Here is a 22,419-nt window from a genome sequence, read left to right as displayed (position 1 = left end):
GCAGGGATAGTGCCAGTCCGCCGGGGCGAACGGGAGGGGCGACCGGCGGGGAAAGCGTTTCGCGGCTGCCCGTACCCTGGTCTGGTGAGCGGTGAGAGCGGATTGAAGAGCTACAAGGTCGTCACGTACGGCTGCCAGATGAACGTCCACGACTCCGAGCGCCTGTCCGGGCTGCTGGAGGACGCCGGGTACGTGAAGGCCGGGCAGGACGGCGACCCCGACCTGGTCGTGTTCAACACCTGCGCGGTGCGCGAGAACGCCGACAACAAGCTGTACGGCAACCTCGGGCAGCTGGCGCCGGTCAAGAGCCGCCACAAGGGCATGCAGATCGCCGTCGGCGGCTGCCTGGCACAGAAGGACCGCGACACCATCGTCCGCAAGGCCCCCTGGGTGGACGTGGTGTTCGGCACCCACAACATCGGGCACCTGCCCGCGCTGCTGGAGCGGGCCGCGATCGAGCGGAAGGCCCAGGTCGAGATCCTGGAGTCGCTGGAGACCTTCCCCTCCACCCTGCCCACCCGCCGCGAGTCCGCGTACGCCGCGTGGGTCGCCATCTCGGTCGGCTGCAACAACACCTGCACCTTCTGCATCGTGCCCGCGCTGCGCGGCAAGGAGGAGGACCGCCGCCCCGGCGACGTCCTCGCCGAGATCGAGGCGCTGGTCGGCGAGGGCGTCATCGAGGTGACCCTGCTCGGCCAGAACGTCAACGCCTACGGCTCCGACCTGGGCGACCGCGAGGCCTTCTCCAAGCTGCTGCGCGCCGCCGGGCAGATCGAGGGCCTGGAGCGGATCCGCTTCACCTCGCCGCACCCGCGCGACTTCACCGACGACGTGATCGCCGCGATGGCCGAGACCCCGAACGTGATGCACCAGCTGCACATGCCGCTGCAGTCCGGCTCGGACACCGTGCTCAAGGCGATGCGCCGCTCCTACCGGCAGGAGCGCTTCCTCGGCATCATCCGGAAGGTGCGCGAGGCGATGCCGGACGCGGCCATCTCCACCGACATCATCGTGGGCTTCCCCGGCGAGACCGAGGAGGACTTCGAGCAGACCCTGCACACGGTCCGCGAGGCCCGCTTCACCAACGCCTTCACCTTCCAGTACTCCAAGCGCCCCGGCACCCCGGCCGCCGAGATGGCCGACCAGGTGCCGAAGGCCGTCGTGCAGGCCCGCTACGACCGGCTGATCGCGCTCCAGGAGGAGATCTCCTGGGAGGAGAACAAGAAGCAGGTCGGCCGCACCCTGGAGATCCTGGTCGCCGAGGGCGAGGGCAAGAAGGACGACCGGACCGACCGGCTCTCCGGCCGCGCGCCCGACAACCGGCTGGTCCACTTCACCCGGCCCGCCGAGCCGGTGCGCCCCGGCGACATGGTGACCGTCGAGATCACCTACGCGGCCCCGCACCACCTGCTCGCCGAGGGCCCGACGCTCGCGGTGCGCCGCACCCGGGCGGGGGACGCCTGGGAGAAGCGCCAGGCGGCACCCGCCGCCAAGCCCGCGGGAGTGATGCTCGGCCTGCCGACCATCGGCGCCCCCGCGGCGCCGGCCGCCGCCCCGGCGGGCGGCTGCTGCGGCGACTGACCATGGCCCAGGGCGGCCCGGCGGGATCGGTGATCCCGCCGGGCCGCTTTCGTTAGAGTGATCCGCATGCTGGTAGCCGCCGCCGTTTGCCCCTGTCCGCCGCTGCTCGTCCCGGAGGTCGCCGCCGGGGCGGCCGCCGAACTGGAGCCGCTGCGCGCCGCCTGCGACGAGGCGGTGGCGGCACTGCTCGGGGCCGGGCCGGACCTGGTCGTGGTGGTCGGCACCGGGCCGGAGGCCGAGGTGTGGACAGAGGGCGGGGCCGGCTCCTTCCACCGCTACGGGGTGCCGCTGGTGGCCAGGCTGCCGTCCGGCCGGGTCGAGGGGCCGGAGCTGGCGCCCTCGCTGACCGTCGGCGCCTGGCTGCTGGAGCGGGCCGGGGCGGCCCTGCCGACGCACGCCTGCGCCGTGCCCGCCGACGCGCCCGCCGACCGGATGCTCGGGCTGGGCCAGGGCCTGGCCGGGCTGGCCGACCGGGTCGGACTGCTGGTGATGGGGGACGGCAGCGCCTGCCGTTCGGTGAAGGCGCCGGGCTACCTGGACGAGCGCGCCGAGGGCTTCGACGCGGCGCTCGCGGAGGCGCTGGGCTCGGCCGACCTGGCCGCGCTGGCCGCCGTGGACCAGGGGCTGGCCGCCGAGCTGCGGGCCGAGGGCCGGGCTCCCTGGCAGGTGCTGGCCGGCGCCGCGGAGGGCGCCGGCCTCAAGGCACGGCTGGGCTACCAGGACGCGCCGTACGGCGTCGGGTACGTCGTGGCGTCCTGGGGCTGAGCCGTTCCGGCCGGGCACGACCGGCCGGAACGGGGTGACCGGAACGCGGGTCAGGCCGACGGGCCGCCGTTGCCCGGCTGCGGCTTGTGGGCGAAGTCGTCCACCGCGCCCTTGGCCTTGCTGGTGCCGGTCTCGATCTTCTCCGTGTACTTGCCCTTGGTGGCTTTGTCGATCGCGCCGCCGGCCTTGTCCACCACGTTGTCGATCTGCTCGCTGTGCTTGCCCGCCAGCTCGCTCGCCTTCTCCTTGAGCTCTCCGGCCTTGCCCTTGAGGTTGTCCATCAGACCCATGGCGTTCTCACCGTTCCTTTCTGTCTTCTGCTCAACGTCCGTCGCGGTCGAACCGTTCTCAACCGCAGACCTGGCCTTAACCAGGCATATCGTCACCCAATAGGACCAGTCGGGCGGGGAGGTCAACGGCGCGGCGGCGGTTTTGCGAGACTGGTGCCGTGAGCAGCTCCCGTACCGTTCAGCCCCGTGTCGTCTCCGTGGTGGGCGCGACCGCCGCCGGCAAGTCCGACCTGGCCGTCGCCATCGCCCGTAGTCTCGACGGCGAAGTGATCAACACCGACTCGATGCAGCTCTACCGGGGCATGGACATCGGCACCGCCAAGCTCACCCGGGCCGAGCGCGATGGCGTCCCGCACCACCTGCTGGACATCTGGGACGTCACCGAGGCCGCCAGCGTCGCCGAGTACCAGCGGCTCGCCCGCGCCGAGATCGACCGGCTGCTCGCGGCCGGCCGCACCCCCGTCCTGGTCGGCGGTTCCGGGCTGTACGTCCGGGCGGCGATCGACGAGATGGACTTCCCCGGTACCGACCCGGCCGTCCGGGCCCGGCTGGAGGCCGAGCTGGAGCAGGCCGGCCCGTACGCGCTGCACCGGCGGCTGGCCGAGCTGGACCCGGCCGCCGCCGAGGCCATCCTGACCGGCAACGGCCGGCGGATCGTCCGGGCGCTGGAGGTCATCGAGATCACCGGGCAGCCGTTCACCGCCAACCTGCCGAGCAACACCGCCGTCTACGACGCGGTGCAGATCGGTGTCGCGGTGCCGCGGCCCGAACTGGACGAGCGGATCACCCTGCGGGTGGACCGGATGTGGGAGGCCGGACTGCTGGACGAGGTGCGGGCACTGGAGCGGCTCGGCCTGCGCGAGGGGCGCACGGCCTCCCGGGCGCTCGGGTACCAGCAGGTGCTGGACCACTTCGCCGGAGAGTGCACCGAGGACGAGGCCCGCGCCGAGACCGTCCGGGCGACCAAGCGGTTCGCCCGCCGCCAGGAGTCCTGGTTCCGCAGGGACGGCCGGATCCACTGGCTCTCCCGCCCGGCCGGTGCCGACCCGGCCGAGCTGCTGGCGGACTCGCTGGAGCTGATCGAACGTCAGGAAAAGGACGGCGCGTAGGCGGTATCCGGCCAATCCGGCGGTGCACCTGCGCGCGCAGGCGGGCGTGCAGAACGAACCGGCGGTTACGGCCCGATCACGTGATGGCCACGGATCACCCGGTGGCCCCGGTCAGGCCCGGAACGCCCCCCTGGACATGCCATCATCGATGCCATAAGGGCCGGTCCGCGAGGGCCGGTCGCGTCCGGCCGCGAGTCCGCACTCGTGTCGAACTGTCAGGGGAGGCCGCGTGTCGACGGGTACCGGCCCCGAATCCGGGCAGAGCGGGAGCGCCACCGCCGAGGCCGACGGCCCCGACGCCTCGACCCTGCCGGACCTGCCCGTGCTGGCGGGCCTCGACGCCCCCACCTCCTACGCGGTCGCGCTGCCCGCGCTGGACACCCGCACCCCCTCCGGCGCGGTGCACGAGCGGGAGATCCGCCCGCGCCGCCGGCTGCGCTGGTGGCAGACGCTGCCGATCGCGCTGCTGGCCACCGTCGGCTCGCTGATGTTCGCCTTCCCGCTCGCCTTCGGCTCCGGCGGAACCGGCTCCGCGATGGTCGGGATGCTCGGGATGCTGCTCACCGCCGCCTCGGTCGGCTGGGGGGCGATGGCCGCCCGGCACGCCGGGTACAAGTGGCCGGGCCTGCCGCGCCGCGGCTCCGGCGAACGGGCCGGATGGAAGGCGATCGTGATCTACACCCTGATCGCGCTGGCCGCCTGCGCGCTCGCCCTGTGGCGGGTCGTCCACCTGCGCTGAGGCCTGCCGGGGCCGTCCGGCCGGTCGTCCGGTCCGCCCTACGGGCCTGGCCGTTGCCCTGCGCGGTGGCTCAGTACCATCGGGAGGGTGAGCGAATCCTCCCAGCAGCCCGTTGGCCTCCTCTTTCTCAAGGGGCACGGCACCCAGAACGACTTCGTCATCCTCCCGGACCCGGACGGCCGGCTGGCGATCGGCCCCGAGGCCGTCGCCGCGCTCTGCGACCGCCGGGCCGGTATCGGCGGTGACGGGCTGCTGCGGGTGGTGCGCTCCGCCGCCGACCCGGCCGCCGCGGACCAGGCCGACCGGGCCGAGTGGTTCATGGACTACCGCAACTCCGACGGCAGCATCGCCGAGATGTGCGGCAACGGCGTGCGGGTCTTCGCCCGCTACCTGGTCGAGGCCGGGCTGGCCGAGCCGGGCGAACTGACGGTGGCGACCCGGGCCGGCGTGCGGCGGGTCAGGGTGGCCGAGGCCGCCGAGGACGGTACGCCCGGCGACGTCACCGTGGAGATGGGGCGCGCGGTGCTGCCCGGACCGGACGGGATCGAGGTCGCGGTCGGCGAGCGGCGCTGGCCGGCCCGCAACGTCAACATGGGCAACCCGCACGCGGTGGCCTTCGTGGCGAGCCTGGACCACGCCGGCGACCTGCTGACCGCGCCGCTGACCAGCCCCGAGGGGGTCTACCCGGAGGGCGTCAACGTCGAGTTCGTGGTGGACCGCGGACCGCGCCACGTCGCGATGCGGGTGCACGAGCGCGGCTCCGGCGAGACCCGCTCGTGCGGCACCGGCGCCTGCGCCGTCGCGGTGGCCGCGGCCCGTCGGGACGGCGCCGACCCGGCGGTCACCGGAGAGACCGTCAGCTACACGGTGGATGTGCCGGGCGGCCGGCTGGTGATCGCCGAACACCCGGACGGCCGGGTGGAGATGACCGGCCCCGCGGTGATCGTGGCCAGCGGCCGGCTCGACCCGGGGTGGCTCGGCGTACTCCGGGGCTGAGCCCTTCGGGGGCGGGCGTTTTGCCCAATTCGGGCGGTGCTGAATCCCCCCGTTCGGGTGATCCGGCTGACGGACAGGAAGCAGCGCACCGCGGAACGTGCTCTGCTCGGTAGCATGGACCACCGGGTCGGCCAAGGCTCCGGTGACCGCTGCCGGAGGTGCCGATGACCATCGAAGCCGGGCAGCCCCTGGCGGGGCAGCCGACATCCGCACGGCAGGCCGGGCCCAAGCGGCCCCTCGGCGGACTCGGCCGGGCCGCACTCGGCCGGGCCGGGCGCGCCGCCCTGCTGGCCACCGACCGCCCGCCCGTCCCCGATGCGCTCGAACCGCTGGTGCAGGCACACCGGCGCCACCATCCGCAGGCCGACCTCGGCCTGCTCGGCCGGGCCTACCGGCTCGCCGAGGCGAGCCACCGCGGCCAGAAGCGCAAGAGCGGCGAGCCGTACATCACCCACCCGCTGGCCGTCACCATGATCCTGGCCCAACTCGGCGCCGGGACAACCACCTTGGTCGCCTCGCTGCTCCACGACACGGTCGAGGACACCGAGTTGACGCTCGACCAGGTGAGCGAAGGATTCGGCCCCGAAGTCGCCTATCTGGTCGACGGGGTGACGAAACTGGAGAAGGTCGACTTCGGTGCGGCGGCCGAGGCCGAGACCTTCCGCAAGATGCTGGTCGCCACCGGGGACGACGTCCGGGTGATGGTCGTCAAGCTCGCCGACCGGCTGCACAACATGCGCACCATCCGGCACATGAAGCCGGCCAGCCAGGTGCGGATCGCCAAGGTCACCCGGGACGTGCTGATCCCGCTGGCCGAACGGCTCGGCATCCAGGTGCTCAAGGCCGAGCTGGAGGACATCGTCTTCGCCACCCTGCACCCCGAGGAGTACGCCCGGGCCCGGGCCCTGGTGGCCGGCCACGAGGCCGAACCGGACGCCCTGCTCGCCCCGTTCGCCCGTACGCTGGCCCGTCAGCTCGCCGAGACCGGGGTGGCCGCCGAGGTCACCGTGCGCCCCCGGCACCTGGTCTCGCTGCACCGGGTGCTGCTCAAGCGGGCCGCCGCGCGGGGCCGGGACGGGCGGCCGCAGGGGGCGCAGCCCGCCGACTTCGGGCGGCTGCTGGTGGTGGTCGAGGAGAACGCGGACTGCTACGCGGTGCTCGGCGAGCTGCACACCTGCTGGACGCCGCTGCCGGGCGAGTTCAAGGACTTCGTGGCGGCGCCCAAGTTCAACCTGTACCAGTCGCTGCACACCGCCGTGGCGCTCGACGGCGGCGCGGTGGTCGAGGTGCTGGTCCGCACCCGGCGGATGCACGAGGTCGCGGAGACCGGGGTGGTGGCCCTCGGCGACCCCAAGCAGCCCGGCGCGGCGGCGGTCGGCGGGGGGCCGTCCGCTGCCGGACCGTCCGGTGCCGGGGCGTCCGGCATGAGGCCGTCCGGCGCCGGGGCCGGGAGCGATGAGCTGGACCGCACCGATCCGGCCCGGCCCGGCTGGCTCAGCCGGCTGCTCGAGTGGCAGCAGGAGACGCCCGACCCGGACGCCTTCTGGTCGGCGCTCACCGCCGACCTCGCCGGCGACCGCGAGATCACCGTGGTCACCGAGACCGGCGAAACGCTTCAGCTGAGGGCCGGCGCCAGCTGTGTGGACGCCGCCTACCTGCTCGGCGAGGAGACCGGCCACCGGTGCATCGGCGCCCGGGTCAACGGGCGGCTCACCGCGCTGTCCACCGTGCTGCAGGACGGCGACCTGCTCGCCGTGCTCACCGAGAACGGCCCGCGGGCCGCCGAGCCGTCCGGACCGGCGCCCGAGTGGCTGGCGCACGCCCGGACCCCCGCCGCCCGGCTGGCCATCGAACGCTGGCTGGCCGGCCACCCCACGCGCCTGCCGGTGGTGCGCACCGGGCCCTCCGCCGGGCAGCCCGCGCCGCCCGCGCACCGGGTCGCCGAGCGCGGCACCGCCCCGGTGGCGGTGGAGGGCCGGCCCGGGGCGCCGGTCCGGCTGGCCCGCTGCTGCACGCCCGTTCCGCCGGACGAGGTCAGCGGCTTCCCGATCCGGGGCGGCGCGGTCGCCGTCCACCGCACCGGCTGCCCGGCGGGGGAGCGGATGCGGGCGGCCGGGCGGGGCGTCCTGGAGATCCACTGGCAGCCCGGCGGAACCCCGGCCTCCGGGTACCGGGTCACCCTGCGGGCCGAGGCGCTGAACCGGCCCCGGCTGCTCGCCGACCTCACCGCGGCGATCTCCGGCGAGGGCGTCGGAATCGTCTCGGCCGAGGTCGAGCCGCCGCAGGAGCTGCGGGTCCGGCACACCTACACCGTCGAGCTGCCCGAGCCGGCCGTGCTGCCCGCCGTGATGCGGGGGATGCTGAGGGTCTCCGGGGTGTACGACGTCAGCCGCCCGCACGCACCCGAGGGGGGAGGCGCCGTACGCGCCCCGGCGCGCGCGCCGGAGTCGGCCAGGGCGCGTGAGGCGGGAAATAAGGATGACCCGCCCGCACCGGGCGTGCGACCATCATGGGGAATGCACGGCCGGTCCGCGGCGTTGACTGGGCACACGAGCCCCAGTGCCACCCGCGGCCCTGAGGGGTAGCTCACACCTCGCCCGAGCGGTAGACGGGGCGGCAGCTGGGCAGACTCCGAGTGCGACCGTTGCCCGCGGTCGTGCACAGGCCATCCGTACCAGCAGCCAAAGGACAGAATGACCTCCACGTTCGACACCCGCGACCACGCCGACGCCCCGCGCCGCCTGGACGGTATGCGGGCGGAAGCCCTCATGGACGAGGACCTCGCGGCCATCGACGAGGACCGCGGCCACCACTACGACGGCGACCAGTACGACCGCAGCGAGCGAGCCGCGCTGCGCCGCGTCGCCGGCCTCTCCACCGAACTCGAGGACGTCACCGAGGTCGAGTACCGCCAGCTCCGCCTGGAGCGCGTGGTGCTCGTCGGCGTCTGGACCGACGGCACGGCCGAGGAGGCGGAGAACTCGCTGGCCGAGCTCGCCGCCCTCGCCGAGACGGCCGGCTCCCAGGTGCTGGACGGCGTCATCCAGCGACGCGACAAGCCCGACGCGGCCACCTACATCGGCTCCGGCAAGGCCAAGGAGCTGCGCGACATCGTCGCGGCGACCGGCGCCGACACCGTGGTCTGCGACGGTGAGCTCACCCCGGGCCAGCTGATCCACCTGGAGGACGTGGTCAAGGTCAAGGTCGTCGACCGTACGGCCCTGATCCTGGACATCTTCGCCCAGCACGCCAAGTCCCGTGAGGGCAAGGCACAGGTCTCGCTCGCCCAGATGCAGTACATGCTGCCGAGGCTGCGTGGCTGGGGCCAGTCGCTCTCCCGGCAGATGGGTGGTGGCGGCTCCGGCTCCTCCGGCGGCGGTATGGCCACCCGCGGTCCCGGTGAGACGAAGATCGAGACCGACCGGCGCCGGATCCGCGAGAAGATGGCGAAGCTCCGCAGGGAGATCGCCGAGATGAAGAAGGGCCGCGACACCAAGCGCCAGGAGCGCAAGCGCCACCAGGTGCCGTCCGTGGCCATCGCCGGCTACACCAACGCCGGCAAGTCCTCGCTGCTCAACCGGCTCACCGGAGCGGGCGTACTGGTGGAGAACGCGCTGTTCGCCACCCTCGACCCGACCGTGCGCCGGGCCCAGACCCCGAGCGGCCGGCTCTACACCCTGGCCGACACCGTCGGCTTCGTCCGGCATCTGCCGCACCACCTGGTCGAGGCGTTCCGCTCGACCATGGAGGAGGTCGCCGACGCCGACCTCATCCTGCACGTGGTGGACGGCTCGCACCCCGAGCCGGAGACGCAGCTGGCCGCCGTCCGCGAGGTCATCGTCTCGGTCGACGCGCAGAACGTGCCGGAGATCGTGGTGATCAACAAGGCGGACGCCGCCGACCCGCACGTGCTGCAGCGCCTGCTGCGCCGCGAGCCGCACGCCATCGTGGTGTCGGCCCGCAGCGGCCAGGGCATCGACGAGCTGCTGAAGCTCATCGACGACGAGCTGCCGCGCCCCGCCATCGAGCTGCAGGCCCTGGTCCCGTACACCCGGGGGGACCTGGTCTCGCGGGTGCACGCCGAGGGCGAGCTGATCTCCACCGAGCACACCGGCGAGGGCACCCTGCTGCGCGCCAAGGTGGCGGCGGAGCTGGCCGCCGAGCTGGAGCGCTACACGGTGGCGCTGACCCAGGGCTGAGCCAGGGCTGAGCCCGGACGACACCGGACGGGCCCCGGTCTCCTTCACGGAGACCGGGGCCCGTCGGCGTTCCCGGGCTACTTCGCGTTCTTGCTGAAGTAGTCGAAGGCCTGCTTGGCCTGGTCCTGGAGGGACGGCCCGGCCAGGTACTCGGACGGGTTGCGGTTGCCGATCGCGTTGACGCTGACCAGGTTCGGCTTGCCGTCCTTGTTGATGAACCAGCCGCCGCCGCTGGAGCCCCCGGTCATCGTGCAGCCGATCACGTACATCGGCGGGTGGGCCGGGCCGAAGGACAGCCTGGCGGGCCTGGCCGCGGCGTCGCAGTGGTGGAGCTCCATGCCGTCGAACGGCCGCTCGGCGGGGTAGCCGTAGGAGAACACCGAGGTGATCTGGGACCGCGGGGCGTTGAACCAGACCGGGACGGAGCTGCCGACCATCTCCTCCAGCGACCGGCCGGAGCCGCTCTCGTCGCGGACCCGGACGATCCCGTAGTCGTACGGGGAGCCGGGGCCGACGCCGCTCTCCTTCACCCAGGCCGGCGAGACCAGCGCGCGCACCGCCGTCCACCGCCCGTACGGGGCGACCTGCTGCTCGGTGTACGGCCTGCCCCGGACGGCCTGGCCGTCGCGGTTGTAGCCCGGCACGAAGACGATGTTCTTCAGCCAGCCGCCGCCCTTGCCGTCGTGCAGGCAGTGCGCGGCGGTGTAGACCAGGTTGCTCCGGCCCGGCTGGGCCGGATCGGAGACCACGGTGCCCGAGCACGTCGAGTCGCCCCCGGACGCCGTCATGAAGATCTTGCCGACCACGGCCGTCGCCTGGCTGTACGGGTGCGGCTGCGGGGTGGCCGGGACGGCGGCCGGCGGATCGTCCCGCTCGACGTCGCCGCCGGCCGTCCGGTACGAGAACTGCAGCGTGGCCCGGCCCTTGGCCTTCTCCATCCTGGCGGTGGACCAGAAGCCCTGGGTCACCTCGTTGCTGAAGGCGTTCTCGCGGGCGAACCTCGTCCAGTCGTCGACCTTCCAGTTCGCCGGCTCCTGCGGGCCGCCGGGCAGCGCGGCGCCCGGCAGGCCCGCGGCGACCGTCGCCGCGGGCCGGCCGGTGCCCGCCGCGCCGTCCGGCCCGCAGGCCGTCGCGGTGAACGGCAGCGCGACGAGCGACACGGCGCCGGCCAGGGCGGCCCGGCGCCGCGGCGCGCCGGCCCGGCTGGTCTTCGGCATGGTGGATCGGTTCCCGTGGACGTGGTGGAGGTAGGGGCGGCTACTGCTTCTTGGAGATCCAGTCCAGGGCCTGCTTGGCGACCGCCTCCAGATACGGGCCGCTCAGCGAGGTGTGGTCCTGGGTGCCGACCGAGGTGTTGCTGACCAGCGCCGTCTTCCCGTCCGGCATGGTGGCGAACCAGCCGCCGCCACTGGAGCCCTGGGTCATGGTGCAGCCGATGGTGAGCATCGGCGGCCGCTTCGGGTCGAACGAGAGCCGGGTCGGCCGGCCGCCCTCGCACTTGTACAGCTCCTGGCCGTCGAACGGCTTGTAGAGCGGGTAGCCGACGGCCGAGACGGCGAGCTTGTCGCGCGGCGCGTCGAACCAGACCGGGACGGCCGCGCCGACCGCCTCCTCCAGCGACTTGCCGCTGTCGTTCTGGTTGTGCACCCGCATGATGGCGAAGTCGTACTGGTTGGCGGCATCGCCGCTACCGCCGCCCTCGACCATCCACTGCGGCGAGGTCGTCACCTGGTCCGCCCACCAGGTGCCGAGCGGGGCCAGCTCGGAGAGCGGGGCCTTCTTGCCGCCGCTGGAGGCACCGGAGTTGTTGTAGGCGGGCACGAACACCAGGTCCTTGAAGAAGTTCCCGCCCTTGCCCTCGTGCACGCAGTGCCCGGCCGTCCAGACCAGGTTGCTCTTGCCCGGGTGCGCCGGGTCGGTGACCACCGTCGCCGAGCAGTTGCCCCGGCCGCCCTGGGCGCTGAAGAACACCTTCCCGGAAGGCTGCTTGGTGTACGGGCGGGCCACCGGCACCGCCTTGACCGGCGCCGGCTCGGGATCGGTGACCGCGGCGCCGTCGGCCGGCTTCGCGGTCGGCGGCGCCGGGTCGGCGGGCTTGGAGTCGCCCATCTTGTCCGGGTTCCAGAAGTCCTTCACGACCGGGTTGTTGAAGACGTGCTTGGACGCCCAGTTGTCCCAGTCCTGGAAGTTCCACTTCTTCAGGTCGTCCCAGCTCTTCGGCAGGCCCTCCAGCAGACTGGTCGGGATGCCCGAGGGCAGGGTGAGCCCGCCGATCACCCCGCCGCTCCCGGCTGCGGCCGTGGTCGCGGCGCTCGCCGAGGCGGGTGGCGGAGCGGCGGTGCCCCCGCCCGAGGGGCCGTCCGGCCCGCAGGCGCTCACGGCGAGCAACGTCCCCGCGGCCAGTGCCGCGGCCAGGGCCGACCGGTGGATCAATGGCATGGTGTTCGCTTCCCCCTGGTAGTCCGGTGCGCCGGCGGCTCGCCGCCTTGGAGTCTCCCACTGGCCACCAGGACGACACGGGCCGACCCCCGGGTTGCGGCCCCGGTCGGAGGTCATCAATCTGTGACGAACTCCCGGCGGCGTCGTTGGAACAACAGGGACTCCCCGCCGAGTGGTGAACAATCACCGCTCTTCACCCGGACGAGTGAGCCGTCCTTGTGATCACCCGTCAGGGATAGGTAACCCTTACCTGACGCGACGATGAGAGCGCCCGCCACATCCTCTCCAGCACCCCTGCGCGTCCGCACCCCCACGCGCCCCAAGGAGCAGCCTTGACCACCGCCCTCACCGGAGCCCCGCCCCACATCCCGGCCTGCCGGACCTCCCCCGACCGCCCGGCGCAGCCCGACCTGCTGCTGCACCCCGACCCCGCCGTCGCCGCCGAACAGGCCGCCCTGGAGGCGCTGTTGCGCTGCTGGACCCGCGAGACCGGCGCCGCCCCCGGCCCGGACGGGAAGCTGCGGGTCGCCGTCCTCGGCGGCGCGGCCCTGCTCTCCGCGCCCGTCCGCTACTGGTCGCCGGGTGGCTGGCACCGTTTCGGCGCCGCCACCCTCTCGGCCGGCGAGGGTACCGCCGACGCCCCCGTGGACGCCGTCACCACCGCCGCGCTGCTCGCCACCGCGGCCGCCGAGCGCCCCGACCCCGGCCAGGTCGCCGACCTCGCCGCCCGGGTCGCCGACTCGGTGGTCCGCACCGCCGACATCCTGGCCCACCGCCGCACCGCCGCCGCCCCCGGGGGGCCGGAGGGCTCGCACTTCCTCGCCGCCGAACAGTCCCTGCTGCTCGGCCACCCGCTGCACCCCACCCCCAAGAGCCGCGACGGCCTCGGCCCCGCGCAGAGCGCCGCGTACTCCCCGGAACTCCACGGCTCCTTCCAGCTCCACTGGTACGCCGTCGACCGCGAGCTGCTCGCGGCCGGCTCCGCCGTCGCCGAGAGCGCCGACCGGATCACCGCCCGACTCCTCGGCGACCGGGCCCGGCTCCCGCGCGGAACCGCCGCGCTGCCCCTGCACCCCTGGCAGGCCCGCGAGCTGGCGCTGCGCCCGGCCGTCGCCGAGCTGCTCGCCGCCGGCCTGCTGCACGACCTCGGCCCGTCCGGTGAACCCTGGCACCCCACCTCCTCGGTGCGGACCGTCTACCGGCCCGGCACCCCCTGGATGCTGAAGCTCTCGCTCGGCCTGCGGATCACCAACTCCCGCCGGGAGAACCTCCGCAAGGAACTCCACCGCGGCCTGGAGGTGCACCGGCTGCTGGAGAGCGGCCTGGCCGCCGAGTGGCGGGCCGCCCACCCCGGCTTCGACGTCGTCCGCGACCCGGCCTGGATCGGCGTGGACCACCCCGGCCTCGGCGACCCGGGCGGCCTGGACACCGTGCTGCGCGCCCAGCCCTTCGGCCCCACCGAGCGCGCCCTCTGCGTCGCCGGGCTGGTCGCCGAACAGCCGCTCGGCACCGGCTCCGTCGTGCCGTCCCGGCTCGGCGACACCCTGCGCGCGCTCGCCGCCCGCTGCGGCCGCCCGCTGCGCACGGTGGCCGCCGAATGGTTCCTGCGTTACCTGGAGACCGTCGTGCTGCCCGTCCTGTGGCTGGACGGTCAGGCCGGCATCGCGCTGGAGGCCCACCAGCAGAACAGCCTCGTCCTGCTCGACGCCGACGGCTGGCCGAACGGCGGCCGTTACCGCGACAACCAGGGCTTCTACTACCGGGAGAGCGCGGCCGAGCGGCTCGCCGCCCGGCTGCCCGGCCTCGGCGCCCGGAGCGACACCTTCCTCGCCGACGAGGTGATCGACCATCACTTCGCCTACTACCTCGGCATCAACCACATCCTCGGACTGATCGGCGCCTTCGGCTCCCAGCGGCTCGCCGACGAGAGCGTGCTGCTGGCCGCCCTGCGCGGCTTCCTGTCCGGTCCGCGGGTCACCGCCACCGGCTCCGCGCTGCCCGGCCTGCTGCTGGACGCGCCCACCCTGCCCTGCAAGGCCAACCTGCTCACCCGGATCAACGGCATGGACGAACTCGTCGGCCCGGTCGCCACCCAGTCCGTCTACGTGGACATCCCCAACCCGGTGGCCGGCGCGTGACGCCTCCCGCCTGCCCGCTCGACGGCGTGCCCGGCCGGGGCGGCATGACCACCGCCGCCGGTGAGTTCCGGCTCCGGCCGGTCCGGCTTCCCGCCGATCTGGACCTGCTCGCCGGGTGGATGAACGACCCCGAGGTGGCCGCCTTCTGGGAGCTCGACGGCCCGCCCGCCGCCACCGAACGGCACCTGCGGGCCCAACTCGACGGCGACGGCCGCAGCGTGCCCTGTCTCGGGCTGCTGGACGGCGCCCCGATGAGCTACTGGGAGATCTACCGCGCGGACCTCGACCCGCTCGCCCGGCACTACCCGGCCCGGCCCCACGACACCGGTGTCCACCTGCTGCTCGGCCCCGCCGACCGCCGCGGCCGCGGCCTCGGCGCCACCCTGCTCGCCGCCCTCGCCGACCGGATCCTGCGGGAACGGCCGCGCTGCGAGCGGGTGGTCGCCGAACCCGACGTCCGGAACCGGCGCTCGGTGCGGGCCTTCGAACGGGCCGGCTTCGCCCATGCCGCGGACCTCGACCTGCCCGCCAAACGCGCCGCCCTGATGGTCCGCGCGCGCCGCCCTCACGCCTCCTAGGACACCCCCCACCCCATGGACACCCCCGCACCCCAGGCCGGGCCCTACGACCTGCTCGGCGTCGGCATCGGCCCGTTCAACCTCTCGCTCGCCGCGCTCGCCGAGCCCGTGCCGGGCCTGCGCACGCTCTTCTGCGACCAGCGCCCGGAGTTCCGCTGGCACCCCGGGATGCTGGTGGACGGGGCCCGGATGCAGGTGCCGTTCCTCGCCGACCTGGTCTCCCTGGTCGACCCGACCAGCCCCTGGTCCTTCCTCAACTACCTGCGCGACCAGGACCGGCTCTTCCCGTTCTACTTCGCCGAGCGCTTCCAGCTGCCCCGCCGGGAGTACGACCACTACTGCCGCTGGGCCGCCGAACGGCTCGGCAACTGCCGCTTCGGCACCGAGGTCACCGCCCTGCACTGGGTGGCCGAGGCCGGCGGCGGCCACTTCCGGGTCGAGCTGCGGTCCACCGCCACCGGCCGGCGCACCGAGGTGCAGGCCCGCAACCTCGCGCTCGGCGTCGGCACCCGGCCGGTCCGGCCCGAGGCCTTCGCCGCCCTCGACGGACACCCGCGCGTCTTCCACTCCGCCGACTACCTCGACCGCCGGGACGCCCTGGACGGCGCCCGTGACATCACCGTCGTCGGCAGCGGTCAGTCCGGCGCCGAGGTCTTCCTGGACCTGCTCCGCCGGTACGGCGATGCTCATGACGGTGCCGTCCACGGTGGTGCCGCTCGCGGCGCGGTGCCCCACGGCGACGAGGGGGCCGGGCTGCGCTGGCTGACCCGGACCAGGGCGCTCGCCCCCATGGAGTACTCCAAGCTCGGCCTGGAGCACTTCACCCCCGACTACACCCGCTACTTCCACAGCCTGCCCGCGAGCGTCCGCGATCCCCTGGTCGAGGCCCAGTGGCAGCTGCACAAGGCCGCCAGCGCCGAGACCCTCGCCGAGATCCACGACCACCTGTACGAGCGGACCATCGGCCGCCCGATCGACAGCACCCCGGTCGAGATCACCCCGGGCACCGCCGTCACCGCCGCCCGGCCCGGCCCCGGCGGCGCCCTCGAACTGCACTGCCGGCACCTCGACTCCGGCACCGAGCACGTGCTGCGCACCGACGCCGTCGTCCTCGCCACCGGCTACCGCGCCGCCCGCCCCGCCGCCCTGGAACCGCTCTCCCACCTGATCGAGTGGGACGCCGCCGGCCGCTACCAGGTCGACCTCGAACACCGTGTCGCGACCCTCCCCGAACTCACCGGAGGCCTGTACGTTCAGAACGCCGAACTGCACACCCACGGCGTCGGCACCCCCGACCTGGGCCTCGGCGCCCACCGGGCCGCCGTGATCCTCAACGCCGTCACCGGCCGGACCGTCCACCGGCTGCCCACCCGTACCGCCTGGACCGGCTTCGCCCCGCCCGCACCACCCGCCCCCGCCCCCGCCCCGGGCTTCCCGCGACCCCAGGAGTGGACCCGTGCCGCAGCCGCCGGCCGCTGAACCGCAGCTGTACCTGCCACCACAGCTCACCGCCGGGCACTGGCGGCGGGCCGGCCGCACGCTGCTGGCCAAGATGCTCGGCGAGTTCGCCTACGAGGAGCTGATCACCCCGGCCCCCGACGGGCCCGTCGGCGGCTACCTGCTGCGGCTGCCCGAGGCCGAGTACCGGTTCACCGCCCGCCGCGGGGCGTACGGCGGCTGGCAGGTCGACGAGGACTCGGTGCGCTGTTCGAAGACCGACGGCCTCGACCCGCTGCGGTTCCTCCCGTACGCCCGGCACGCCCTCGGCCTGCGCGGCGACACCACCGGGCACCTGATCCGCGAACTCACCGCCACCCTGACCGCCGACGCCCACCAGCTCGCCACCGCGCTCACCGCCGCCGAACTCGCCGACCTCGGCCACACCGAGCTGGAGGGCCGGCAGGGCGGCCACCCCTGGATCGTCCCCAACAAGGGCCGGATCGGCTTCTCCGCCACCGACGCCGCCCGCTGGACCCCGGAGGCCCGTACCCCGCTGCCGCTGCCCTGGATCGCCGTCCACAAGCGCCTCGCCCAGTACCGCGGCGTTCCCGGACTCGACCGCCCCGAGCTGCTCTACCGGCGTGAACTCGACGACCCCGGCGCGCTGCTCGCGGCCCTCGGCCCGGACGCCGGGGACTACCTGCTGCTGCCCGTCCACCCCTGGCAGTGGGACGAGACCGTCGTCCCGCTGTTCGCCCCCTGGATCGCCACCGGCGAGATCGTCCCGCTGCCCTCCGACGGCGACCTACGGCTGCCCCAGCAGTCCATCCGCTCCTTCTTCAACGCCGACCACCCCGAACGCTGCACCGTCAAACTGCCGCTCGCCATCCTCAACACCCTGGTCTGGCGCGGCCTGCCCACCGAGCGCACGCTGGCCGCACCCGCCGTCACCGCCTGGATCCACGGCCTCCGGCAGGCCGACCGATTCCTGCGCGAGGAGTGCCGGGTCGTGCTGCTCGGCGAGATCGCCTCGGTCACCGTCGACCACCCGCTCTACCGCGAGCTGCCCGAGGCGCCGTACCAGTACAAGGAGCTCCTCGGCGCGATCTGGCGCGAACCGCTCGGCCCGTTCCTCGACCCCGGCGAGCGGGCCCGCACCCTGGCCGCGCTGCTGCAGACCGGCTCCGACGGCCGGGCGCTCGCCGCCGAGCTGATCGCCCGCTCCGGGCTCACCCCCGCCGCATGGACCGCCCGGCTGTTCGCCGCCATGCTGCCGCCGCTGCTGCACTTCCTCTACCACTACGGCCTGGTCTTCTCCCCGCACGGCGAGAACGCCATCCTGGTCTTCGACGAGCACGACGCCCCGGTCCGCCTCGCGGTCAAGGACTTCGTCGACGACGTCAACCTGAGCGACCAGGACCTGCCCGAACTGCGCGGCCTGCCCGCCGAGGTGGACGAGGTACTGCTGCGCGAGGACCCGCAGGGCCTCTGCCAGTTCCTCCACTCCGGCCTCTTCGTCGGCGTCTACCGCTACCTCGCCCCGCTGCTGGAGACGCAGACCGGGCTGCCCGAGGCCGAGTTCTGGGCCCTGCTGCGCGCCGAGATCCTCCGCTACCAGGCACGCTTCCCCGAGCTGGGCGAGCGCTTCGCGCTCTTCGACCTGTTCCGCCCGCGGATCGAACGGCTCTGCCTCAACCGCAACCGGCTGCTGCTCGACGGCTACGGGGACCGCCCGCACCGCCCGCACGCGGCCCGGCACGGCACCGTCCCCAACGCGCTCACCGCGGAGGCCGCGACCGTGCTGCCCGGTCAACGGGACCGGATTGTCACCCCCGCCCCGTAGGCTGGGAGGGTCATGACGAACGACTCCGAATCCCAGCTTCCCGCCGACGCCGACGACGCCGCTGACGACGTCGTCGAGGTCGCCGAGGACTCCGCCGACGGCCCGGGGGACGACTCCGGCGCCGTCCCCCGGGCCCGTATCCCCGAGCTGCTGCACGCCGCCGTCGAGGCCGTCGGCGGCGTGGAACGCCCCGGCCAGGCCAGGATGGCCGCAGCCGTCGCCGACGCCGTCGACCACGGCGAGCACCTGTTGGTACAGGCGGGCACCGGCACCGGGAAGTCCCTCGCCTACCTGGTGCCCGCCCTCGCCCACGGGGACCGCGTGGTGGTCGCCACCGCCACCCTGGCGCTCCAACGCCAGCTGGTCGAGCGGGACTTGCCGCGCACCGTCGAGGCGCTGCACCCGGTGCTGCGCCGCCGGCCGCTGTTCGCGATGCTCAAGGGCCGCTCCAACTACCTCTGCCTGCACCGGGCGAACGAGGGCACCCCGAGCGAGGAGGGCGAGGGACTGTTCGATCCGGTGGACGCGCTCGGCGGCCCCACCGGCAAGCTCGGGCAGGACGTGCTGCGGCTGCGCGACTGGGCGGACGAGACCGAGACGGGGGACCGGGACGACCTCAGCCCGGGCGTCTCCGACAAGGCCTGGGCCCAGCTGTCCGTCACCTCCAAGGAGTGCCTGGGCGCCACCCGGTGCGCCTACGGGCAGGAGTGCTTCGCGGAGAAGGCGCGCGAGCGGGCCAAGCTCGCGGACGTCGTGGTGACCAACCACGCGATGCTGGCGATCGACGCGATCGAGGGCGCGCCGGTGCTGCCCGAGCACGGGCTGCTGATCGTGGACGAGGCGCACGAGCTGGTCAACCGGGTCACCGGCGCGGCCACCGCCGAGCTGACCGTGGGCGCCGTCAACCGGGCCGTGAAGCGGGCCGCCCGGCTCGCCAACGAGAAGGCCGTGGACGCCCTGCAGGCCGCCGCGGAGAACTTCCACGGCCTGATGGAGACGGCCCAGCCCGGCCGGGTCGAGGAGCTGCCCGAGTACCTGGCGTACGCGGTCACCGCGATCCGGGACGCCAGCCGGCAGGTGATCACCTCACTGGGCGAGACCAGGGACAAGGCGCTCACCGACGAGGACGCGGTCCGCAAGCAGGCGATGGCCTCCGCCGAGGCGCTGCACGAGACGGCGGACCGGCTGCTGGAGGACTCCGAGTACGACGTGGTCTGGATCGAGCGCAGCGACCGCTTCGGGATGGGCACCGCCTCGCTGCGGGTCGCCCCGCTGAGCGTCTCCGGGCTGCTGCGCGAGGGCCTGTACAAGGAGCGCTCGGTGGTGCTCACCTCCGCCACGCTCAAGCTCGGCGGGGACTTCAACGGCGTCGCCGCCTCGGTCGGCCTGCCCTCGGAGGCCCGGCTGCCGGACGAGCGCGGGCCCGCCGACGCCCCCGAGCCGGCCTTCGGCGAGGACCCGGTGCCGCACTGGCGCGGCATCGACGTCGGCTCGCCGTTCAAGTACCCCAAGCAGGGCATCCTCTACGTGGCCCGGCACCTCGCCGACCCGGGGCGCGACCCCGAGCGGCCCGACATGCTGGACGAGCTGGCCGAGTTGATCGGTGCGTCCGGCGGGCGGACGCTGGGCCTGTTCTCCTCGATGCGCGGCGCCCAGACGGCCGCCGAGGCGATGCGCGAGCGGCTGGACAACCGGATCCTGCTCCAGGGGGAGGACACCCTGGGCGAGCTGATCCGCGAGTTCGCGTCGGACGCGTCCACCTGCCTGTTCGGCACGCTCTCGCTCTGGCAGGGCGTCGATGTGCCGGGCTCGGCCTGTCAGTTGGTGGTGATGGACCGGATCCCGTTCCCGCGTCCGGACGACCCGCTGATGAGCGCCCGGCAGAAGGACGTCGAACAGCGCGGCGGGAACGGCTTCATGGCCGTGGCGGCCACCCATGCCGCGCTGCTGATGGCGCAGGGCGCGGGCCGGCTGGTGCGCGCGGCGGACGACCGGGGCGTGGTGGCGGTCCTCGACCCGCGGGTGGAGACCAAGCGGTACGGGAGCTTCTTCCGGTCCTCGATGCCGGAGTTCTGGTACACCACCGACCGCAACCAGGTGCGCCGGTCGCTGGCGGCGATCGACGCCTCGGCGGCGCCGGTCCGCCCGGTGGTCAAGCGGGGCTGACCGGCGGCCCAGGACAGGCCGGAGGGGCTCCGCGCGGTGGTGCGTGGAGCCCCTTCCCGTCCCGGTGTCTCCGGCCCCGGGTTTCCTCGGCCCTCGGGTTTCTTCGGCCTCGGCGTTTCGGGACCCTCCGTTTTCCGGCCCCAGCGTTTCGGGCCCTCGGCGCCTTCGTTCCGGCGCCGAGGCGGCCTCTCCCGGCCCGTGCTCAGAGGCGGCGCAGGACGGCGACCACCTTGCCCAGGATGGTCGCGTTGTCGCCGTTGATCGGCTCGTACGCGGGGTTGTGCGGCATCAGCCAGATCCGGCCGTCCTCGCGCTTGAGGCGCTTCACGGTGGCCTCGCCGTCGATCATCGCGGCCACGATGTCGCCGTTCTCGGCGACCGGCTGGCGGCGGACCGTCACCCAGTCGCCGTCGCAGATGGCCGCGTCGATCATCGAGTCACCGCGCACGGTGAGCGCGAACAGCTCGCCCTCGCCCACCAGTTGGCGCGGCAGCGGGAAGACGTCCTCGACCGTCTGCTCGGCCAGGATCGGCCCGCCCGCGGCGATCCGGCCGACCAGCGGCACATACGAGGTGGACGGCCGCCCGGCCGTCTCGGCGGTGTTGGGGCGGGCCACCTCGACGCCGCGGACCTCGTAGGCGCGCGGGCGGTGCGGGTCGCGGCGGAGGAAGCCCTTGCGCTCCAGGGCCATCAGCTGGTGGGCGACCGAGGAGGTGCTGGACAGGCCGACGGCCTGGCCGATCTCGCGCATGGACGGCGGATAGCCGCGGCGCTGGACCGAATCCCGGATGACCTCGATCACCCGGCGCTGGCGCTCGGTCAGACCGGCCTCGTCGGTGCGGATCCCGGGGGGGCGCCCCGGCATCGCCCGCGTGGGGGCGGGGTGGGCCTCGTCCAGCACGGGGGCATGCTCGATCGGCTGGTCGGGAACGCGGCTCGTGCTGGAAACAGCAGGGCCGGAGAGGCGGTGTTCTTCGCTACGGTCCATGCTGACATCCACACTCTGCTGATTCGTGGTGCGCAGCCCCACCTTGAGCTGGGAGTGTTCCTGCACCGGGATGGTGTTGCTTTCGATGGTGTTCACGGCGGCCCCTCTCGACGGCTGTCCTCTCCCTTTTCCAGCCCAACGGCACCTCCTATCGAAAGGTTGCGCCAAACACACGTTCGAGTGAATTATTCGGGAGTTGGCTGACTCGATCAAGGCTTTGTTGTACATCGATTAAATGTTCGATCGATCATCGGCTCCGGCAGTCTAATCCGCGTCGACACGCCAGGGGTGTCACTTCCCCCGAAGACCTACATGTAGTGGCTACAGTCCTCACCGTGCCCAGTACTAGTGGTCACGCCTCATGATCAGCTTGCCGAGGCCCGGTCCGCATCGCATAGACTCAACCGGTCCGCACGTCCTGCCAGGGAGGGATCCTCAGGTGCACTGCCCCTTCTGCCGGCACTCCGACAGCCGCGTCGTCGACAGCCGGACCACCGAGGACGGCAGTTCGATCCGCCGTCGTCGGCAGTGCCCGGACTGCGGCCGCCGTTTCACCACGGTGGAGACGGCCGCGCTGATGGTCATCAAGCGCAGTGGCGTCACCGAGCCGTTCTCCCGGGAGAAGGTCATCTCCGGAGTCCGCAAGGCCTGTCAGGGCCGCCCGGTCACCGAGGACGCCCTCGCCCAGCTCGGCCAGCGGGTCGAGGAGTGCGTGCGGGCCACCGGCAACGCCGAGCTCACCACCCACGACGTCGGGCTGGCCATACTCGGACCGCTCAAGGAGCTCGACGTGGTCGCCTACCTGCGCTTCGCCAGCGTGTACCAGGCGTACGACGGACTGGAAGACTTCGAGGCCGCCATCGCGGAACTCCGCGCCGAACGGCCCGTCCCCGAGGCGGACGGCACCTGCGTGCCCGTCCCCGCCGCCGCGCCCTAGGAGGCCCGGCTCCAAGCACCACCGGCCCCCCGGGGCCACCAGCCACAGCGGCCCTTCGGGGCCGACGTATGCCCGAAAAAAGGGCACAGAACACCACAAACCGTGCATCGGCAGGCGAGGGCCTCGGCTGCCCGCACACCAGGAGAAGCGAACCAGCGGTGCCCGGATTTTTCGGGGCACTTTGGGCGTTTGCCCAGGAGGAGGAGCGAGA

General features: G+C 73.5%; 17 protein-coding genes. 13 read left to right on the top strand and 4 right to left on the bottom strand.

The features are described 5' to 3' along the window. Nucleotides 1–84 precede the first annotated feature (84 nt). Together miaB and ACIP82_RS28540 are read left to right on the top strand one after the other, a co-directional pair. Nucleotides 85–1,581: a tRNA (N6-isopentenyl adenosine(37)-C2)-methylthiotransferase MiaB gene (gene miaB, locus ACIP82_RS28545; RefSeq protein ID WP_363609580.1), complete on the top strand. Its 1,497-nt coding sequence runs from the start codon at nucleotides 85–87 to the stop codon at nucleotides 1,579–1,581. A 66-nt stretch (nucleotides 1,582–1,647) separates the two neighbouring features. Continuing rightward, nucleotides 1,648–2,346, top strand: a complete 699-nt coding sequence (locus ACIP82_RS28540) for a class III extradiol dioxygenase subunit B-like domain-containing protein (RefSeq protein WP_363609578.1) — start codon at nucleotides 1,648–1,650, stop codon at nucleotides 2,344–2,346. A 50-nt stretch (nucleotides 2,347–2,396) separates the two neighbouring features. Here ACIP82_RS28540 and ACIP82_RS28535 read toward each other — a convergent pair whose 3' ends face one another. Continuing rightward, nucleotides 2,397–2,636 (bottom strand): antitoxin, encoded by a 240-nt coding sequence (locus ACIP82_RS28535; protein WP_363609576.1) that lies wholly within the window; start codon nucleotides 2,634–2,636, stop codon nucleotides 2,397–2,399. A gap of 158 nt (nucleotides 2,637–2,794) precedes the next feature. Between ACIP82_RS28535 and miaA the strand changes: the two genes are divergently transcribed. From miaA to hflX, 5 genes are all read left to right on the top strand, one after another. After that, nucleotides 2,795–3,745, top strand: a complete 951-nt coding sequence (gene miaA / locus ACIP82_RS28530; RefSeq protein WP_363609574.1) for a tRNA (adenosine(37)-N6)-dimethylallyltransferase MiaA — start codon at nucleotides 2,795–2,797, stop codon at nucleotides 3,743–3,745. Between the two features lie 229 nt (nucleotides 3,746–3,974). Then, nucleotides 3,975–4,484: a hypothetical protein gene (locus ACIP82_RS28525; protein ID WP_363609572.1), complete on the top strand. Its 510-nt coding sequence runs from the start codon at nucleotides 3,975–3,977 to the stop codon at nucleotides 4,482–4,484. Between the two features lie 87 nt (nucleotides 4,485–4,571). Beyond that, nucleotides 4,572–5,480, top strand: coding sequence for a diaminopimelate epimerase (gene dapF / locus ACIP82_RS28520; RefSeq protein ID WP_363609570.1), 909 nt, complete (start codon nucleotides 4,572–4,574; stop codon nucleotides 5,478–5,480). A gap of 164 nt (nucleotides 5,481–5,644) precedes the next feature. Further along, nucleotides 5,645–8,065 carry a RelA/SpoT family protein gene (locus ACIP82_RS28515; protein WP_400657406.1) on the top strand — a complete coding sequence of 807 codons (2,421 nt, stop codon included), beginning with the start codon at nucleotides 5,645–5,647 and terminating at the stop codon, nucleotides 8,063–8,065. Between the two features lie 108 nt (nucleotides 8,066–8,173). Continuing rightward, entirely contained in the window at nucleotides 8,174–9,679 is a 1,506-nt protein-coding gene (gene hflX, locus ACIP82_RS28510; RefSeq protein ID WP_363609566.1) for a GTPase HflX, read from the top strand. 77 nt (nucleotides 9,680–9,756) lie between these two features. Here hflX and ACIP82_RS28505 read toward each other — a convergent pair whose 3' ends face one another. Both ACIP82_RS28505 and ACIP82_RS28500 read right to left on the bottom strand, forming a co-directional pair. Continuing rightward, on the bottom strand, nucleotides 9,757–10,896 hold the full coding sequence (locus ACIP82_RS28505; RefSeq protein ID WP_400657403.1) for a trypsin-like serine peptidase: 1,140 nt from the start codon (nucleotides 10,894–10,896) through the stop codon (nucleotides 9,757–9,759). Between the two features lie 40 nt (nucleotides 10,897–10,936). Then, nucleotides 10,937–12,118, bottom strand: a complete 1,182-nt coding sequence (locus tag ACIP82_RS28500) for a hypothetical protein (RefSeq protein WP_363609562.1) — start codon at nucleotides 12,116–12,118, stop codon at nucleotides 10,937–10,939. A gap of 332 nt (nucleotides 12,119–12,450) precedes the next feature. Between ACIP82_RS28500 and ACIP82_RS28495 the strand changes: the two genes are divergently transcribed. From ACIP82_RS28495 to ACIP82_RS28475, 5 genes are read left to right on the top strand one after another with little or no spacing between them, the layout of a single operon-like run. Next, a complete protein-coding gene (locus tag ACIP82_RS28495; RefSeq protein ID WP_400657401.1) occupies nucleotides 12,451–14,256 on the top strand; it encodes an IucA/IucC family protein in 1,806 nt (601 codons plus the stop codon). After that, nucleotides 14,253–14,834, top strand: a complete 582-nt coding sequence (locus tag ACIP82_RS28490; RefSeq protein ID WP_363609560.1) for a GNAT family N-acetyltransferase — start codon at nucleotides 14,253–14,255, stop codon at nucleotides 14,832–14,834. The genes ACIP82_RS28495 and ACIP82_RS28490 overlap by 4 nt, the downstream gene beginning before the upstream one ends. Before the next feature lie 15 nt (nucleotides 14,835–14,849). Further along, nucleotides 14,850–16,313, top strand: coding sequence for a lysine N(6)-hydroxylase/L-ornithine N(5)-oxygenase family protein (locus ACIP82_RS28485; RefSeq protein ID WP_400657397.1), 1,464 nt, complete (start codon nucleotides 14,850–14,852; stop codon nucleotides 16,311–16,313). Next, nucleotides 16,291–18,117, top strand: coding sequence for an IucA/IucC family siderophore biosynthesis protein (locus tag ACIP82_RS28480; protein ID WP_363609556.1), 1,827 nt, complete (start codon nucleotides 16,291–16,293; stop codon nucleotides 18,115–18,117). Before ACIP82_RS28485 ends, ACIP82_RS28480 begins: the two co-directional genes overlap by 23 nt. Nucleotides 18,118–18,129: 12 nt before the next feature. Then, entirely contained in the window at nucleotides 18,130–20,283 is a 2,154-nt protein-coding gene (locus tag ACIP82_RS28475; RefSeq protein ID WP_363609554.1) for an ATP-dependent DNA helicase, read from the top strand. 202 nt (nucleotides 20,284–20,485) lie between these two features. On the opposite strand, the gene lexA is transcribed toward ACIP82_RS28475, so the two are convergent. After that, entirely contained in the window at nucleotides 20,486–21,148 is a 663-nt protein-coding gene (gene lexA / locus ACIP82_RS28470; RefSeq protein WP_400657444.1) for a transcriptional repressor LexA, read from the bottom strand. A gap of 562 nt (nucleotides 21,149–21,710) precedes the next feature. On the opposite strand from lexA, the gene nrdR reads away from it, so the two are divergent. Beyond that, nucleotides 21,711–22,208, top strand: a complete 498-nt coding sequence (gene nrdR, locus ACIP82_RS28465) for a transcriptional regulator NrdR (protein ID WP_363609550.1) — start codon at nucleotides 21,711–21,713, stop codon at nucleotides 22,206–22,208. Nucleotides 22,209–22,419 lie beyond the last annotated feature (211 nt).

Origin of the sequence: Kitasatospora sp. NPDC088548 (genome assembly GCF_044753005.1) — a bacterium.
Lineage (GTDB): Bacteria > Actinomycetota > Actinomycetes > Streptomycetales > Streptomycetaceae > Kitasatospora.
This window is presented reverse-complemented; position numbering and strand designations above follow the sequence as displayed.

Excerpts from the sequence above, each read along its gene's own strand:
- ACIP82_RS28540 (WP_363609578.1), top strand. The coding sequence starts at position 1,648 with ATGCTGGTAGCCGCCGCCGTTTGCCCCTGTCCGCCGCTGCTCGTCCCG.
- ACIP82_RS28535 (WP_363609576.1), bottom strand. The coding sequence starts at position 2,636 with ATGGGTCTGATGGACAACCTCAAGGGCAAGGCCGGAGAGCTCAAGGAG.
- ACIP82_RS28515 (WP_400657406.1), top strand. The coding sequence starts at position 5,645 with ATGACCATCGAAGCCGGGCAGCCCCTGGCGGGGCAGCCGACATCCGCA.
- hflX (WP_363609566.1), top strand. The coding sequence starts at position 8,174 with ATGACCTCCACGTTCGACACCCGCGACCACGCCGACGCCCCGCGCCGC.
- ACIP82_RS28505 (WP_400657403.1), bottom strand. The coding sequence starts at position 10,896 with ATGCCGAAGACCAGCCGGGCCGGCGCGCCGCGGCGCCGGGCCGCCCTG.
- ACIP82_RS28500 (WP_363609562.1), bottom strand. The coding sequence starts at position 12,118 with ATGCCATTGATCCACCGGTCGGCCCTGGCCGCGGCACTGGCCGCGGGG.
- ACIP82_RS28485 (WP_400657397.1), top strand. The coding sequence starts at position 14,850 with ATGGACACCCCCGCACCCCAGGCCGGGCCCTACGACCTGCTCGGCGTC.
- ACIP82_RS28475 (WP_363609554.1), top strand. The coding sequence starts at position 18,130 with ATGACGAACGACTCCGAATCCCAGCTTCCCGCCGACGCCGACGACGCC.
- lexA (WP_400657444.1), bottom strand. The coding sequence starts at position 21,148 with ATGCCGGGGCGCCCCCCCGGGATCCGCACCGACGAGGCCGGTCTGACC.